The following is a 14,316-nucleotide window of genomic DNA, read 5'->3' on the forward strand; positions in this document are numbered from 1 at the left end:
CGCGAAAGGGCCGCAAAGCGGCCCCAGATTTTTGTCCTGCCTCAGGACTGCCGGGGCTGCTGCGCAGCCCATCGCGACACAAGGCCGCTCCTACAGGGGGCGCGTCAGGCCTGGGTTCTCAGGTTGGTTCAGCCCCCGGGTTCAACACCAACTGCATGAAGGTCAGGTCCAGCCAGCGGCCAAACTTCACCCCCACCTGTGGCATCTGCCCGGTCACCACAAAGCCCAGCCGCTCATGAATGCGCACCGAAGCGGCATTGCCACTTTCGATTGCCGCCACCATCACATGCTTGCCGCATTCCCGCGCTCGCTCGATCAGCGCCGCCATCAACACTGGCCCTAGCCCTTTGCCACGCTGGTCACCACGTACATACACCGAATGCTCCACGGTCAGGCGAAACCCTTCGAACGGCCGCCAGTCACCAAACGAGGCATAACCCAGCACGCCGGTGGCATCCACCGCAACCAGAATCGGATACCCCTGCTGCGCCCGTGCTTCAAACCAGGCCTGGCGGTTGCCAAGGTCAACCGGGGTTTCGTTCCAGATCGCCGTGGTGTTGCGCACCGCGTCGTTGTAGATGTCGAGGATGCCCGGCACGTCGGTAGGCAGGGCGTCGCGGATTTCGTAACTCATGACAGCGTCTCGCAAGGTCGTTGTTTGCAGATTAAATGGTTACCAGGCCGCGCACACCTTCGGCTTGCATGTTTTCACCACGGCCACGCTGCACGATCTCGCCACGGGCCATGACCAGGTACTGGTCGGCCAGTTCCTCGGCAAAGTCGTAGAACTGCTCCACCAGCAAGATTGCCATGTCGCCGCGCTCGGCCAGGCGGCGGATGACCGCACCGATTTCCTTGATGACCGAGGGCTGGATGCCTTCGGTCGGCTCATCAAGGATCAGCAGGCGCGGGCGGCTGGCCAGGGCGCGGCCGATGGCCAGCTGTTGCTGCTGGCCGCCAGACAAGTCGCCGCCGCGGCGTTGCTTCATCTGCTCCAGCACCGGGAACAGTTCGTAGATGAACGCTGGCACTTCGCGGGCTTCCCGAGCGGGGAAGCGCGACAGGCCCATCAGCAGGTTTTCCTCCACGGTGAGGCGCGGGAAGATCTCGCGGCCCTGGGGCACGTAGGCGATGCCCGCGTGCACCCGCTGCTGCGGTTTGAGGGCGGTGATCGGCTTGCCTTCCCATGTGATGCTGCCGTCGCGGGCGGGCACCAGGCCCATCAGGCAGCGCAGCAGGGTGGTCTTGCCCACGCCATTGCGGCCCAGCAGGCAGGTCACTTCGCCAACCTTGGCTTCGAAGGACAGGCCGCGCAGGATGTGGCTGCCGCCGTAGTACTGGTGCAGGGTGTCGATCTTGAGCATGTTGGTATTCCTGAAAGGGTTGCTGTGCCTGTGCCGGCCTCTTCGCGGGCTCGCCCGCTCCCACAGGAAACTCGTAGTTTTCGAGCCCTGTGCCTGTGGGAGCGGGCAAGCCCGCGAAGGGGCCGGCACAGGTTTCCTTGTCTAGCGGCCCAGATACACCTCGACCACCCGCTCATCCGCCTGCACCTGCTCCAGCGACCCCTCTGCCAGCACACTGCCCTGGTGCAGTACGGTCACATGGTCGGCAATGCTGCCGACAAAGCCCATGTCATGTTCCACCACCATCAGCGAATGCTTCCCGGCCAGGCCCTTGAACAGCTCGGCGGTGAACTCGGTCTCGGCATCGGTCATACCCGCCACCGGTTCATCCAGCAACAGCAATTGCGGCTCCTGCACCAGCAGCATGCCGATCTCCAGGAACTGCTTTTGCCCGTGCGACAGCAGCCCGGCCGGGCGCTGGGCCAGCGGCAACAGGCGCAAGGTGGTCAGCACCTCTTCGATACGCTGGCGCTGTTCACCGCTCAAGCGCGCTGCCAGGCTGGCCCACACCGACTTGTCGGTCTTCAAGGCCAGCTCCAGGTTCTCGAACACCGTCAGGGCCTCGAACACCGTGGGTTTCTGGAACTTGCGGCCGATGCCGGCCTGGGCGATCTGGTATTCGCTCATGCGGGTCAGGTCGAGGGTGTCGCCAAAGTAGGCGCTGCCCGTGTCGGGGCGGGTCTTGCCGGTGATCACGTCCATCATCGTGGTCTTGCCGGCGCCGTTGGGGCCGATGATGCAGCGCAACTCGCCCACGCCGATGTACAGGTTCAGCGCATTGAGCGCCTTGAAGCCATCGAAGCTGACGCTGATGTCTTCCAGGCTCAGCACCGTGCCGTGACGGGTGTCGAGGCCGGCCTTGCGGCTTTGGCCCAGGCCGATGGCGTCACGGCCGGCGCCGAGGTTGTCGAATACCGGCTCCAGCATGAATTCCGGGTGTACCGGGGGCACGCCTCTCATGGCTGGCTCCTTTTTTTCAACAGGCCGACCACGCCCTTGGGCAGGTACAGGGTCACGAGGATGAACAGTGCGCCGAGGAAGAACAGCCAGAACTCCGGGAAGGCCACGGTGAACCAGCTCTTCATGCCATTGACCAGGCCGGCGCCGAGCAGCGGGCCGATCAATGTGCCGCGCCCGCCCAGGGCCACCCACACGGCGGCTTCGATGGAGTTGGTCGGCGACATCTCGCTGGGGTTGATGATGCCCACCTGCGGCACGTACAGCGCGCCCGCCAGGCCGCACAGCACGGCGCTGAGCACCCACACCAGCAGCTTGAAGCCACGAGGGTCGTAGCCGCAGAACATCAGGCGGTTTTCGGCGTCGCGCACGGCGGTGAGAAGGCGACCGAATTTGCTGCGGGTCAGGCGCCAGCACAGGTACAGGCTGGCCAGCAGCAACCCGACGGTGAGCAGGAATAGCACGGCCCGGGTGCCTTGCGCGGTAATGTCGAAGCCGAGGATGGTGCGGAAGTTGGTGAAGCCGTTGTTGCCGCCAAAGCCGGTTTCGTTGCGGAAGAACAGCAGCATGCCGGCGAAGGTCAGGGCCTGGGTCATGATCGAGAAGTACACGCCCTTGATCCGCGAGCGGAAGGCGAACCAGCCGAACACCAGTGCCAGCAACCCCGGCGCCAGCACCACCAGGCACAGGGCCCAGGCAAAGTGCTGGGTACCGGCCCAGTACCAAGGCAGTTCGGTCCACGACAGGAAGGTCATGAACCCCGGCAGGCCGTCACCGGCCGCCTGGCGCATCAGGTACATGCCCATGGCGTAGCCGCCCAGGGCGAAGAACAGCCCGTGCCCCAGCGACAGCAGGCCGGCGTAGCCCCAGACCAGGTCCAGGGCCAGGGCGACAATGGCGTAGCAGAGGATCTTGCCGACCAGGGTCAGGGTGTAGGCCGACACTTGCAGGGCATGGTCCGCCGGTAGCAACGACAGCAGTGCAAGGGCGACCAGCAGCAGGATGACGACGGCGCCGATGGCCAGCGTCAGGCGGGGCCCGGCCTTTTGCGTAGCGGTGACAAGCAGTGGCTGGTTCATCAGTCGATTACCCGTCCCTTGAGGGCGAACAGGCCTTGCGGGCGCTTCTGGATGAACAGAATGATCAACGCAAGGATGAGGATCTTGCCGAGCACCGCACCGATCTGCGGCTCCAGCAGCTTGTTGGCGATGCCAAGGCCGAAGGCGGCCCAGAGGCTGCCGGCCAGTTGCCCGACGCCACCCAGCACCACCACCAGGAACGAGTCGATGATGTAGCTCTGGCCCAGGTCCGGGCCGACGTTGCCGACCTGGCTCAAGGCCACGCCGCCGAGCCCGGCAATGCCAGAGCCCAAGCCGAATGCGAGCATGTCGACGCGCCCGGTGGACACGCCACAGCAGGCGGCCATGTTGCGGTTCTGGGTGACTGCGCGCACGTTAAGGCCCAGCCGTGTGCGGTTGAGCAGCAGCCAGGTGAGCAGCACCACGGCCAGGGCGAAGCCGATGATGACCAGGCGGTTGTACGGCAGCACCAGGTTGGGCAACAGCTGGATACCGCCCGACAACCACGCCGGGTTGCTGACCTCGACGTTCTGCGCGCCGAACAGCAGACGGATGGCCTGGATCAGGATCAGGCTGATGCCCCACGTAGCCAGCAGCGTTTCCAATGGGCGGCCGTAGAGGTGGCGGATGACCGTGCGCTCCAGTGCCATGCCGACCCCGGCACTGATGGCGAAGGCCACCGGCAGGGCAATCAGTGGATAAAACTCGATGGCACCTGGGGTGTAGCGCTGTACCAGCACCTGGACCATGTAGGTGCTGTAGGCGCCGAGCATCAGCATCTCGCCGTGGGCCATGTTGATCACCCCGAGCAAGCCGAAGGTGATGGCCAGGCCCAGCGCCGCCAACAGCAGGATCGAGCCCAGCGACAGGCCGCTGAAGGCCTGGCCGAGCAGTTCGCCGACCAGCAGCTTGCGCTTGACCTGGGCCAGGCTGGTTTCGGCCGCGGTGCGTACGCCTGGGTCGCTTTCTGCATCGGGTTGCAGCAACGCTTCAAGGCGGGTGCGGGCCAGCGGGTCGCCTGTTTCACCCAGCAGACGCACGGCGGCCAGGCGTACCGCTGGTTCGCTGGCGCCCAGTTGCAGGTTGGCCAGGGCCAGGCCGAGGGCGGCATGCACGGCGGCGTCCGGTTCGCTGGCGAAGCGCCGGTCGAGGAAGGCCATTTGCGCCGGCTGTGCGCTTTTTTGCAGTTGCTGGGCGGCGGCCAGGCGCGTTTCGCTGTTGTCGCTGAGCAGCTGGTGGCTGGCCAGGGCGTTGTCGATCAGGCCGCGCAGGCGATTGTTCAGGCGCAGTTTGCGGGTGTCATCGGCGGCGATGCGGCCTTGGCGCAGGTTGTCCAGCAGTGGCAGGCGCGCGGCATCGGGTTGCGCCGCCCAGCTTTCGAGCAGGCGGGCTTGCTCGGCGGGTTTGGCGGTGAGGAAGAATTCGCCCTCGTTGGCCTGGGTGGCCAGGGGGAATAGCAGGAGCAGGGTGAGCAGCAGTCTGAGCATGCGGGCAATCCTGGAAATCGGCGGTGGATTCTTCGCGGGTGAACCCGCTCCCACAGGTACGGCGCAAGCGCTGAAGTTTGTGCAATCCCTGTGGGAGGTACGGCGCAATGGCTGAATCTTGTGCGGTCCCTGTGGGAGCGGGTTTACCCGCGAATGGGCCGCATAGCGGCCCCGTACACTCAGTTACCTTTCACGGCGTAATCAGGCCGCTTGTCATTCCCCGGAATGAACGGGCTCCACGGCTGCGCCCGCAGCGGCTGCTCGGTTTCCCACACCACGCTGAATTGCCCGTCATCCTGGATCTCGCCGATCATCACCGGCTTGTGCAGGTGGTGGTTGGTCTTGTCCATGGTCAAGGTAAAGCCCGAAGGCGCTTTGAAGCTTTGCCCGGCCAGCGCCTCACGCACCTTGTCGACATCGGTGGACTTGGCTTTCTCCACCGCCTGCGCCCACATGTGGATGCCCACGTAGGTGGCCTCCATCGGGTCGTTGGTCACTGCCTTGTCGGCGCCCGGCAGGCCCTTGGCCTTGGCGTAGGCCTTCCAGTCGGCAACGAACTTCTGGTTGACCGGGTTATCCACCGACTCGAAGTAGTTCCAGGCGGCCAGGTGCCCCACCAGCGGCTTGGTGTCGATACCGCGCAGCTCTTCTTCACCCACCGAGAACGCCACCACCGGCACGTCGGTGGCCTTCAGGCCCTGGTTGGCCAGTTCCTTGTAGAACGGCACGTTGGAGTCGCCGTTGACCGTGGAGATGACCGCCGTCTTGCCGCCGGCAGAGAACTTCTTGATGTTGGCGACGATGGTCTGGTAATCGGCGTGGCCGAACGGCGTGTACACCTCTTCGATGTCCTTGTCGGCCACGCCTTTGCTGTGCAGGAAGGCGCGCAAAATCTTGTTTGTGGTGCGCGGGTAGACGTAGTCGGTGCCCAGCAGGAAGAAGCGCTTGGCGCTCCCGCCGTCTTCGCTCATCAGGTATTCCACCGCCGGGATGGCTTGCTGGTTGGGTGCGGCGCCGGTATAGAACACGTTCGGCGACATCTCTTCACCCTCATACTGCACCGGGTAGAACAGCAGGCCGTTGAGCTCTTCGAACACCGGCAGTACCGACTTGCGCGACACCGAGGTCCAGCAGCCGAATACCACCGCCACCTTGTCCTGGGTCAGCAGCTGGCGGCTTTTTTCGGCGAACAGCGGCCAGTTGGAGGCCGGATCGACCACCACCGGTTCGAGCATCTTGCCGTTCACGCCGCCCTTGGCGTTGATCTGCTCGATGGTCATCAGCGCCATGTCCTTGAGCGAAGTCTCGGAAATGGCCATGGTCCCGGAAAGCGAATGCAGGATGCCGACCTTGATGGTTTCGGCGGCCTGGATACTCCAGCTCAGGCCCATTGCGGCAATCGATGCGCTAAGGGTAAAGGCCTTGATCAGACTGCGACGCTTCATGTGCTCTCTCCGCTGGGGTTTTTATGGTGTTGGGCAAGCGGGGAGGGGCGTTGCAAGGGGTGTGCCTAGTGGCGAAAGGGGCGGGATAGAGGGGTTGTGCGAGGTGTTGGGGCGCTTTTTAGGTCCAGCTTGGTGCCCGTGGGATTTGAGTGCACAGGATTGGGGCCGCTGTGCGGCCCATCGCGACACAAGGCCGCTCCTACAGTAGTCCGCGTTCCCCTGTAGGAGCGGCCTTGCCGGGGCGCCGGACCGGTCGGATGGGCTGCAAAGCAGCCCCCGAGGCCATCAGCCGTTACGCACAGCCGAACGCGGATGACGGCGGCTACGCACGCCCTGATAGGTCACTGCCAGCAGCAAGAACCAGATAGGCGTGACGACCAGCGCCGAGCGTGTATCTGCCTCCAGGCTCAACAACACCAGGATGAAAGCAAAGAACACCAGGCACACGTAGCACATGAAGCGCCCGCCCGGCATCTTGTACTTCGACGCCTGGTGCAGCGCCGCACGGTTTTTGCGGTACTTCAGGTACGACAGCAGGATCAGCGTCCAGACGAACATGAACAGCACCGCCGAAACCGTGGTCACCAGGGTGAACGCTTCGACAACGTTCGGCACCAGGTAGATCAGCACCGCACCCAGCAGCAGGCAGGTGCACGAGAAGTACAGGCCGTTGGCCGGCACCGAGCGGCTCGACAGCTTCTCGAACGCCTTGGGCGCGTCACCTTCCTGCGACAGGCCGTAGAGCATACGGCTGGTGGAGAACACGCCGCTGTTGGCCGACGAGGCCGCCGAGGTCAGCACCACGAAATTGATGATGCTGGCCGCTGCCGGCAGGCCGGCCAATACGAACAGCTCGACGAACGGGCTCTTGCCCGGCACCACGTCGCGCCAAGGTGTCACCGCCATGATCGCGATCAGCGCCAGCACATAGAACACGATGATGCGGATCGGGATCGAGTTGATCGCCCGCGGCAGGGTGCGCTCCGGGTTCTTCGCCTCGGCGGCGGTGGTGCCCACCAGTTCGATACCGACGAACGCGAACACGGCAATCTGGAAACCGGCGAAGAAGCCCATCAGGCCATTGGGGAACATGCCGCCGTCATTCCACAGATTGGCCAGTTGCGCCGTGCGCCCGCTGGGCGAAGTGAAGCCGGTGATGACCATGTACAACCCGGTGGCGACCAGGCCGAGAATGGCGACGATCTTGATCAGGGCGAACCAGAATTCCATCTCGCCGAACATCTTCACGGTGACCAGGTTCAGCGACAGCAGCAGCCCGACACAGGTCAGCGCGGGTATCCACTGTGGAAGGTCCGGGAACCAGAACTGCGTGTAGGCCGCGATGGCCACCACGTCGGCAATACCGGTGACCACCCAGCAGAACCAGTAGGTCCAGCCGGTGAAGTAACCTGCCCACGGGCCGAGCAGGTCGGCGGAGAAGTCGATGAACGACTTGTAGTTGAGGTTCGACAGCAGCAGTTCGCCCATGGCGCGCATGACGAAGAACAGCATGAAGCCGATGATCATGTAGACGAAGATGATCGATGGCCCGGCCAGGCTGATGGTTTTGCCCGAGCCCATGAACAGGCCGGTACCGATCGCGCCACCGATGGCGATCAGCTGGATGTGGCGGTTGGTCAGGTTGCGTTGCAGGTGTTGCTCTTCTGGTGGTGTGGGTGAGGTTTGCGTCATAGGCTGCATTCCCTTGTAAGGTCGGTCTTCTTGTCTGAGGTAGCCGGCTAGGCTAACACGCGCGTTCCAGTTCAGGGCGCGACAGATCGACTCTACTTTTGGGTGGCAGCTGTGGGCTGCTGTGCAGCCCTTTCGCGACACAAGGCCGCTCCTACAATGATCGCGCATTCCTGTAGGAGCGGCCTTGTGTCGCGAAAGGGGCGCAAAGCGGCCCCGGCGATCTCAAGCCTGAACCAGCATCCGGCGGCGCCTTACCACCAGGCTATCGACAACCCACATCACCACCATCGACACCCCCACCAGCGGGAACATCACCCCCAGCACCAGCATCACCCCCACCGCCGCCTTCCAGCGCGGCAGGTCATGGCGCAGCGGCGGTACGCCCAGCCCACCCGTTGGCCGGCGCTTCCACCACATCACCAGCCCGCTCACCGAGCCCAGCAGGATCATCAGGCACACCAGCAGGATGATGATCTGGTTGAGGGCGCCGAACATCTTGCCTTCGTGCAGCATCACCCCCAGCTCGGTGGCGCGGGCGACCGGGCTGTAGTCCTGCCAGCGCACATCGGCCAGGACCTTGCCGGTGTACTGGTCGACATGCAGGGTGGCGTCGTTGCGCGGGTCGTCGGCGAACACGGCAATGGTGAACACGCCGTCTGCCGTGGTTGGCAGGGTGATGCTGTAGCCCGGCTCGACCTGGCGGGCAGTGGCGATGTCTTCGACCTGCTGCACGTTCACCTGAGGTGCTGCGGGCATGTCCGACATCATGTGGTGCCCGGCGTGTTCGGCGTGCGCGCCGGACTGCGGCATCGGTGTGTTCTCCATCGCCCAGGGCACGGTCTGGCGGTGCGCACTGTTCAATTCACCCGCCTGCTGGTCCGACTTGGGCACGTCGTTCCACATGGCCGCCGGGAAGCGGTTCCACACATCGGCGTACTGCTTGCCCCACAAGCCTGTCCAGGTCATGCCGCTGACCAGCATCAGCAACAGCAAGGCCGAGCCCCAGAAGCCGGTTACCGCATGCAGGTCGCGCCACAGCAGCCTGCCGCGTGACGACAGCCGCGGCCATAGCACGCCGGCACCGTTGCGCCCGCGCGGCCACCACAAATACAGGCCCGACACCACCAGCACGATGCCCCAGCCGGCCGCCAGCTCCACCAGGCGGTCACCGACCGTGCCGACCATCAGTTCGCCATGCAGGGCGCGGGCGATGGCTTGCAGGTTTTGCTTGCCGTCCTGCTCGCCGAGGACCTTGCCGCTGTACGGGTCGACAAACACATTCAGTTCACGCCCGCCGTCATGCACCACGAACTGCGCACTGCGCTCCGCGTTCAGCGGTGGCAGGTACTGGCCGACGTGGGCCTTGGGGTAGGCCTGGCGCACTTCGGCCAGCATCACGTCGGCGCTCTGTCGATGGTGGCCGGCTTCGACCACCATCAGATCGCGGTACAGCAGAGGGTCGAGCTGCGGCTTGAACAGGTAGATGATCCCGGTGATTGCCAGCAGGATCATGAACGGGGCCACGAACAGCCCCGCATAGAAATGCCAACGCCAGGCCAGGTTATAGAAGTTGATGCGTGTTCCTCTCATGGGAACCTCCTGTGTGACCAGCTGATGGGCGCAACCGAAGTTGCGCCCGTTGTTGTTATCAGAAGCTGAAATCGACCTTGGTCCAGAAGGTCCTGCCTGGCTCATTGACCGGCTGTGGATCTGTAGCCGGGTAGCCGAACCCGGCGTTCCCGGCCAGGTTCAAGTGCTCGGCGTAGGTTTTGTCGAACAGGTTGTCGACCCCCGCGCTGAGCTTGAGGTTGTTGTTCACCTTGTAGGCGCCATTGAGCGAGAACACGCCGAAGCCGGCGCTCTTGTCGTAGTCCTTGCCGACCACGTTGCCCTGGTTCTCGGCAATGCGGTTTTGCGCCGCCACCAACCGCCACAGTGCGCCGACGCTCCACACATCACGGCTGTAGGTCAGGCCCAGGCGGCTCTCCAGGGGCGGCATTTGCGGTAGCGCTTTGCCATCACTGCTGTTCTTGCCCCAAGCGTAGGCCAGCGTGCCGTCGGCCTTCCAGTTTTCGGTCAGCTGGTAGGCCGCGCCCAGTTCGCCGCCCATGATGCGGGCGTCGATGTTCTGTGCCTGAGAGGTGCTCATGCCCATCATGCCGGTGCGGTAGTCGAACAGGATGTAGTCGCGAATCTGCCCGACATAGCCCGAAGCCCAGGCGTCCAGGCGCTCGGTGCGGTACTGGATGCCAAAGTCGAGCTGGGTGGTTTTCTCCGGCTTGATACCGTCAAAGGCGTTGGCCGCCCCTGGTGGTGCCAGCTTGGGCGAGAACAGCTCCCAGTAGTCGGGGAAACGCTGAGCGTGGCCGAGGCCGATGTAGGTAGTGGCCGGGATGGCTGCCAGGTCGTGCTCATAACGGACGAAGCCGCTGGGCAGGGTATCGGCGCGAGTGTCGCCTTCGGTGGCGCTGCCTTTGCGGAAGTCACGGGCCGAGGCGCGGTCCAGGCGGGCACCGGTAATCAGCCGGTCTTCACCGCTGAGGTACCAGGTCAGTTCGCTGAAAGCACCGTAGTTATGGAAGTCGGCGTCCTTGGTCCAGGCCTGGCCCTTGTGCGCATCCACGCCCATGCCGCCACGCTGGCGGTGTTCGTTGGTTTGCGCGTCGATGCCGCTGATCAGTTGCACGTCGGCCCAGCGCCAGGTGGCCTTGATACGTGCACCCATGGTGCGACGGTCGACGTTGCTGACCATTGGCATGCCCATCATGCCGCTGCCCGAAGGGGTGCGCAGGCTGTAGTTGTCCATCACATGGTCGGCGTAGTTGTAGTAGACCTGCGCCTCGACCTTGTCGAGCACCTCGCCGAGGTTGGACTTTTCAAAGCGCAGGCCCAGGCTTTCACGCTTGAACTGCGAGCCGTCCATACCGCGCCCGGCATAGCGGGCCTCGCCATCGCCCTTGCCGGCAGTCAGCTCCAGCAGGGTGTCCTGGTCGGGCGTCCAGCCGAGGGCGACATCGCCGTTCCATTTTTCCCAGCGCGACGGCACGGTGTCGTTGTTGCCGTCGTGGTAGTCGTCCGAGCGAGACTGGTTACCGACGAAGCGGGCATAGGCCTGGCTGTTGCCGGCGGCGGCATCCAGCACCTTGTCGAAGCGGCCGTTGGAGCCGGCCAGCAGGCTGGCGTTCACGCGGCTGCCGAGGGTGCCGAATTTCTCCGGTTCGCGTTCGAAAAGGATGGTGCCTGCCGAGCCGCCCGGGCCCCAGATCACGCTTTGCGGGCCTTTGATCACGGTGAGGCGGTCGTAGGTTTCCGGCGAGATGTAGGACGTGGGCGCGTCCATGCGGTTGGGGCAGGCGCCCAGCATCAGGCCACCGTTGGTGAGGATGTTCAGGCGCGAGCCGAACATGCCGCGCAGTACCGGGTCGCCGTTTGTGCCACCGGCACGGATTGCCGAGAAGCCGGGGATGGTCTTCAGGTAGTCGGCGCCGTCGCTGGCCGGTACGGGCTGGCGCGGGTCTTTCGGGTTGGTGACCACGGTCAGCGGCGAACTCGGGGCCACGGCGGTGATCACCGTCGGGCTCAGCTCGGGTGCTTCGTGCACATGGCCTTCATGGCCAGGGTCGGCGGCCAGGGCCATGGGCGCGAGCAGCGAGCCGCACAGGGCGGCGATGGTCCCACGCAGGGACAAGGCAAAAACAGGGGTGCAGCCGGACATAATGATTCCAGTCGATCAGTCATGAGTTAGCGCGAAGCCTCCTGGCTTCGTGCGCAAAATGTGGGTTCAGACGCTGATCGAGGAAGGTGGGGCGCGGCTGCGCGCACCGGGGAATACAGCCTGCCGGGCATGGCCCTGGTGCGTTGGCGCAAGCAGGTGGGTGGTGGGGACGACGCTGCCGGCACTGAGCGGGCTGAGGGCCTGGGGCAGGGCCGGGCAGTTGAACAACAGGCTGCAGTAACCGCACTTTTCCCACATCACATGCAGCTGGCCATCGCCGCCGTGGCCGTGATGGGTGTCGCCGCCATGCTGATGGGCAGCGGCCATTGGCATGTCCATCGGCATGCTCATGCCGGCGTGGTGGTCCATCGGCATCGACTGGGAAATCAGCGGGCCGATGAAGATCATCCACATGGCGAACAGGCTCAGCCATCCGCCACCGGCGCGCCTGCGGTCAGGGCGGGTGGTACGGCTGATGCTGTTGCGCGGCAGGCTCATGGCGAGTGCCTGTCAGCAGGTGTCAGTGCGCGTGTTCGTGGGCTTGCGGCTGGTCCGCTGGCGCCTGCTTCTGCACGGCCACTTCGACGGTGACGTCGCCGGCCTTTTCAAAGTGCAGGGTCAACGGGAAACGCTTGCCGTCGACCAGCAGGCTGCGGTCCTTGGGTTGCATCAGCATCACATGGTAGGCGCTGGGAGCAAACGTCAGATCTTTGCCGGCAGGCACCACCACGTTAGGCACCTGCTGCATCTTCATGGCGCCGCTGGCACTCATGGCATGCTCGTGCAGTTGTGCGTCATCGCTGATGGGGCTGTCGACACTCAGCAGGCGGTCGTCGGCCTTGCCGTTGTTGTGCACCACGAAATAGGCGGCGACATTGGGCGCGTTAGGGGGTAGCTGCAGCGACCAAGGGTGAGCGATGTGCAGGTCACCCACGCTGTATTCGTGGGCATTGGCAAAGGCGCCGGGCAGCAGCAGGGCGGCCATGACGAGGGCGTGCTTGAGCATGGTGAATCTCCGTTCTGGTCAGGTTCAGGCAGACAGCGTGATGAACTCAGGCCAGCGGAGAGGCACGGGGATTGAGCGCAGGCCATAAATGGCGCGGCGTGGGTTGGTAGTCGGCAGGTGGCGGCAGTCGCCCGGCGAGCAGTGTCGGTGGGTTGTGCAACTGCGGCGGGTAGCCGGGCAGGGCCAGCAGCGGTGCGGCGCCCGAGCAGCACCAGCAGTTCATCATGCTGGCGCTGTCATCGCTTTGCGGGCCGAGGTCGATCTTGGCCAGGGCCTGGACATCGACTTTGGCCTTGTTGGCCATGCTTGAACAGAAAGCCCCCCACAGCAGCTGCTCGGCCGGGCCCTTGGGCACGGCAGAGGCCAGCGGCATGGCCAGCAGGTTGAACAGCACTGCAAGGCAGGCTATCCAGGCGATGTGCCGACGTGGGGGCATGGAGAGATCCGGTCAGGAATCGTGGTGGGTATTGTAAGGCGGAGTATAGGTAAAAATGGCGGGGTGCGGTGAAGTGACGCAGGTGGCGGGGATTGGGGGCTGCTGCGCAGCCCATCGCGACGCAAGGCCGCTCCTACAGAGGAACGCATCATGGCCAGCATGCGCGGTCTCTGGAGCGGCCTTGTGTCGCGATAGGGGCGCAAAGCGCCCCCGGCATTCTCAAGCCTTGTTACGGCCCATCAACCCGCGCACGGTTTCCTGTAGGTCCGCCGGCAACACCACCACCTTGGCATTGCTGCTGCCCGCCAGGTTCTCCATGGCCCCGACATATCGCTCGCCCAGCAGGTACATGGCCGGTACGGTCTCATTGCCCACCGCTTCCTTTACCAGCGAAATCGCCCGCGCCGAGGCCTCGGCCAGGCTTATCTGTGCTTCGGCATCCAGCCTGGCCGCTTGCAAGCGTGCTTCCGCTTCAAGGATCGCCGCTTGCTTGGCCCCTTCGGCGCGGGTCACGTCTGCCTTGCGCTCACGCTCGGCGGCAGCCTGGCGTTCCATGGCCAGTTGCATGTTTTCCGAAGGCTTGATGTCCTGGATTTCCACCGAGCGCACGGTCACGCCCCAGTCTTCGGTCTGCTCGGACATCGCGTCGCGAAGGCGAGCCTTGATTTGCTCGCGGCTGGACAGCGCTTCGTCCAGGTCCATGGCACCGACGATGGCGCGCAGCGAGGTCATGGTCAGGCTGGTGACGGCAAACGAGAAGTTCTGTACGCCGTAGGAGGCCTTCTGCGGGTCCACCACCTTGGCAAAGCACAGGGCGTTGGCGACGATCACCGCGTTGTCCTTGGTGATGATTTCCTGCTGTTGCACATCAAGGATGATGTCCTTGGTCGGCAGGCGGTAGGCGACCACATCCATGTACGGAATGAGGATGTTCAGGCCGGGCTTCAGGGTGCTGTGGTAGCGGCCCAGGCGCTCGACGATCCATTCCTCGCCCTGGGGCACGATACGCACCCCCTTGAACACGGTGATCAGGACGAACAGGGCGATGGCAGCGACGACGATGAGGCTGGTCATGATGCTAAATTCCTTTTAGTGC

General features: G+C 64.3%; 13 protein-coding genes. All 13 read right to left on the minus strand.

Translation table 11 applies throughout. The features are described from left to right. Positions 1-118: 118 nt before the first annotated feature. Positions 119-634, minus strand: a complete 516-nt coding sequence (locus tag ACQKPZ_RS16490) for an N-acetyltransferase family protein (RefSeq protein WP_427540030.1) — start codon at positions 632-634, stop codon at positions 119-121. A 31-nt stretch (positions 635-665) separates the two neighbouring features. Continuing rightward, positions 666-1,364 carry an urea ABC transporter ATP-binding subunit UrtE gene (gene urtE / locus ACQKPZ_RS16495; protein ID WP_391129378.1) on the minus strand — a complete coding sequence of 233 codons (699 nt, stop codon included), beginning with the start codon at positions 1,362-1,364 and terminating at the stop codon, positions 666-668. A 141-nt stretch (positions 1,365-1,505) separates the two neighbouring features. Continuing rightward, the gene (gene urtD, locus ACQKPZ_RS16500) at positions 1,506-2,363 is read right to left on the minus strand and encodes an urea ABC transporter ATP-binding protein UrtD (RefSeq protein ID WP_427540033.1); all 858 of its coding nucleotides are present in this window, start codon (positions 2,361-2,363) and stop codon (positions 1,506-1,508) included. Continuing rightward, positions 2,360-3,439, minus strand: coding sequence for an urea ABC transporter permease subunit UrtC (urtC, locus tag ACQKPZ_RS16505; protein WP_427540036.1), 1,080 nt, complete (start codon positions 3,437-3,439; stop codon positions 2,360-2,362). Before urtC ends, urtD begins: the two co-directional genes overlap by 4 nt. Further along, on the minus strand, positions 3,439-4,926 hold the full coding sequence (urtB, locus tag ACQKPZ_RS16510) for an urea ABC transporter permease subunit UrtB (protein ID WP_427540039.1): 1,488 nt from the start codon (positions 4,924-4,926) through the stop codon (positions 3,439-3,441). Before urtB ends, urtC begins: the two co-directional genes overlap by 1 nt. 179 nt (positions 4,927-5,105) lie before the next feature. Continuing rightward, positions 5,106-6,371 carry an urea ABC transporter substrate-binding protein gene (urtA, locus tag ACQKPZ_RS16515; RefSeq protein ID WP_201202524.1) on the minus strand — a complete coding sequence of 422 codons (1,266 nt, stop codon included), beginning with the start codon at positions 6,369-6,371 and terminating at the stop codon, positions 5,106-5,108. 285 nt (positions 6,372-6,656) lie between these two features. Beyond that, positions 6,657-8,063: a D-serine/D-alanine/glycine transporter gene (gene cycA / locus ACQKPZ_RS16520; protein ID WP_427540042.1), complete on the minus strand. Its 1,407-nt coding sequence runs from the start codon at positions 8,061-8,063 to the stop codon at positions 6,657-6,659. A gap of 222 nt (positions 8,064-8,285) precedes the next feature. Beyond that, the gene (locus ACQKPZ_RS16525) at positions 8,286-9,653 is read right to left on the minus strand and encodes a PepSY-associated TM helix domain-containing protein (RefSeq protein WP_427540045.1); all 1,368 of its coding nucleotides are present in this window, start codon (positions 9,651-9,653) and stop codon (positions 8,286-8,288) included. Positions 9,654-9,711: 58 nt separating this feature from the next. Further along, positions 9,712-11,778, minus strand: a complete 2,067-nt coding sequence (locus tag ACQKPZ_RS16530; protein WP_427540048.1) for a TonB-dependent copper receptor — start codon at positions 11,776-11,778, stop codon at positions 9,712-9,714. Positions 11,779-11,844: 66 nt separating this feature from the next. Further along, positions 11,845-12,276 (minus strand): DUF2946 domain-containing protein, encoded by a 432-nt coding sequence (locus ACQKPZ_RS16535; protein ID WP_132844125.1) that lies wholly within the window; start codon positions 12,274-12,276, stop codon positions 11,845-11,847. A 22-nt stretch (positions 12,277-12,298) separates the two neighbouring features. Continuing rightward, entirely contained in the window at positions 12,299-12,784 is a 486-nt protein-coding gene (locus tag ACQKPZ_RS16540) for a copper chaperone PCu(A)C (protein WP_427540051.1), read from the minus strand. A gap of 46 nt (positions 12,785-12,830) precedes the next feature. After that, positions 12,831-13,220 carry a DUF2946 domain-containing protein gene (locus ACQKPZ_RS16545; protein ID WP_427540054.1) on the minus strand — a complete coding sequence of 130 codons (390 nt, stop codon included), beginning with the start codon at positions 13,218-13,220 and terminating at the stop codon, positions 12,831-12,833. Positions 13,221-13,439: 219 nt separating this feature from the next. Beyond that, entirely contained in the window at positions 13,440-14,294 is an 855-nt protein-coding gene (locus tag ACQKPZ_RS16550; RefSeq protein WP_016712216.1) for an SPFH domain-containing protein, read from the minus strand. Between the last annotated feature and the right edge of the window lie 22 nt (positions 14,295-14,316).

The organism is Pseudomonas sp. NPDC089547 (assembly GCF_050280665.1).
Classification (GTDB): Bacteria; Pseudomonadota; Gammaproteobacteria; order Pseudomonadales; family Pseudomonadaceae; genus Aquipseudomonas.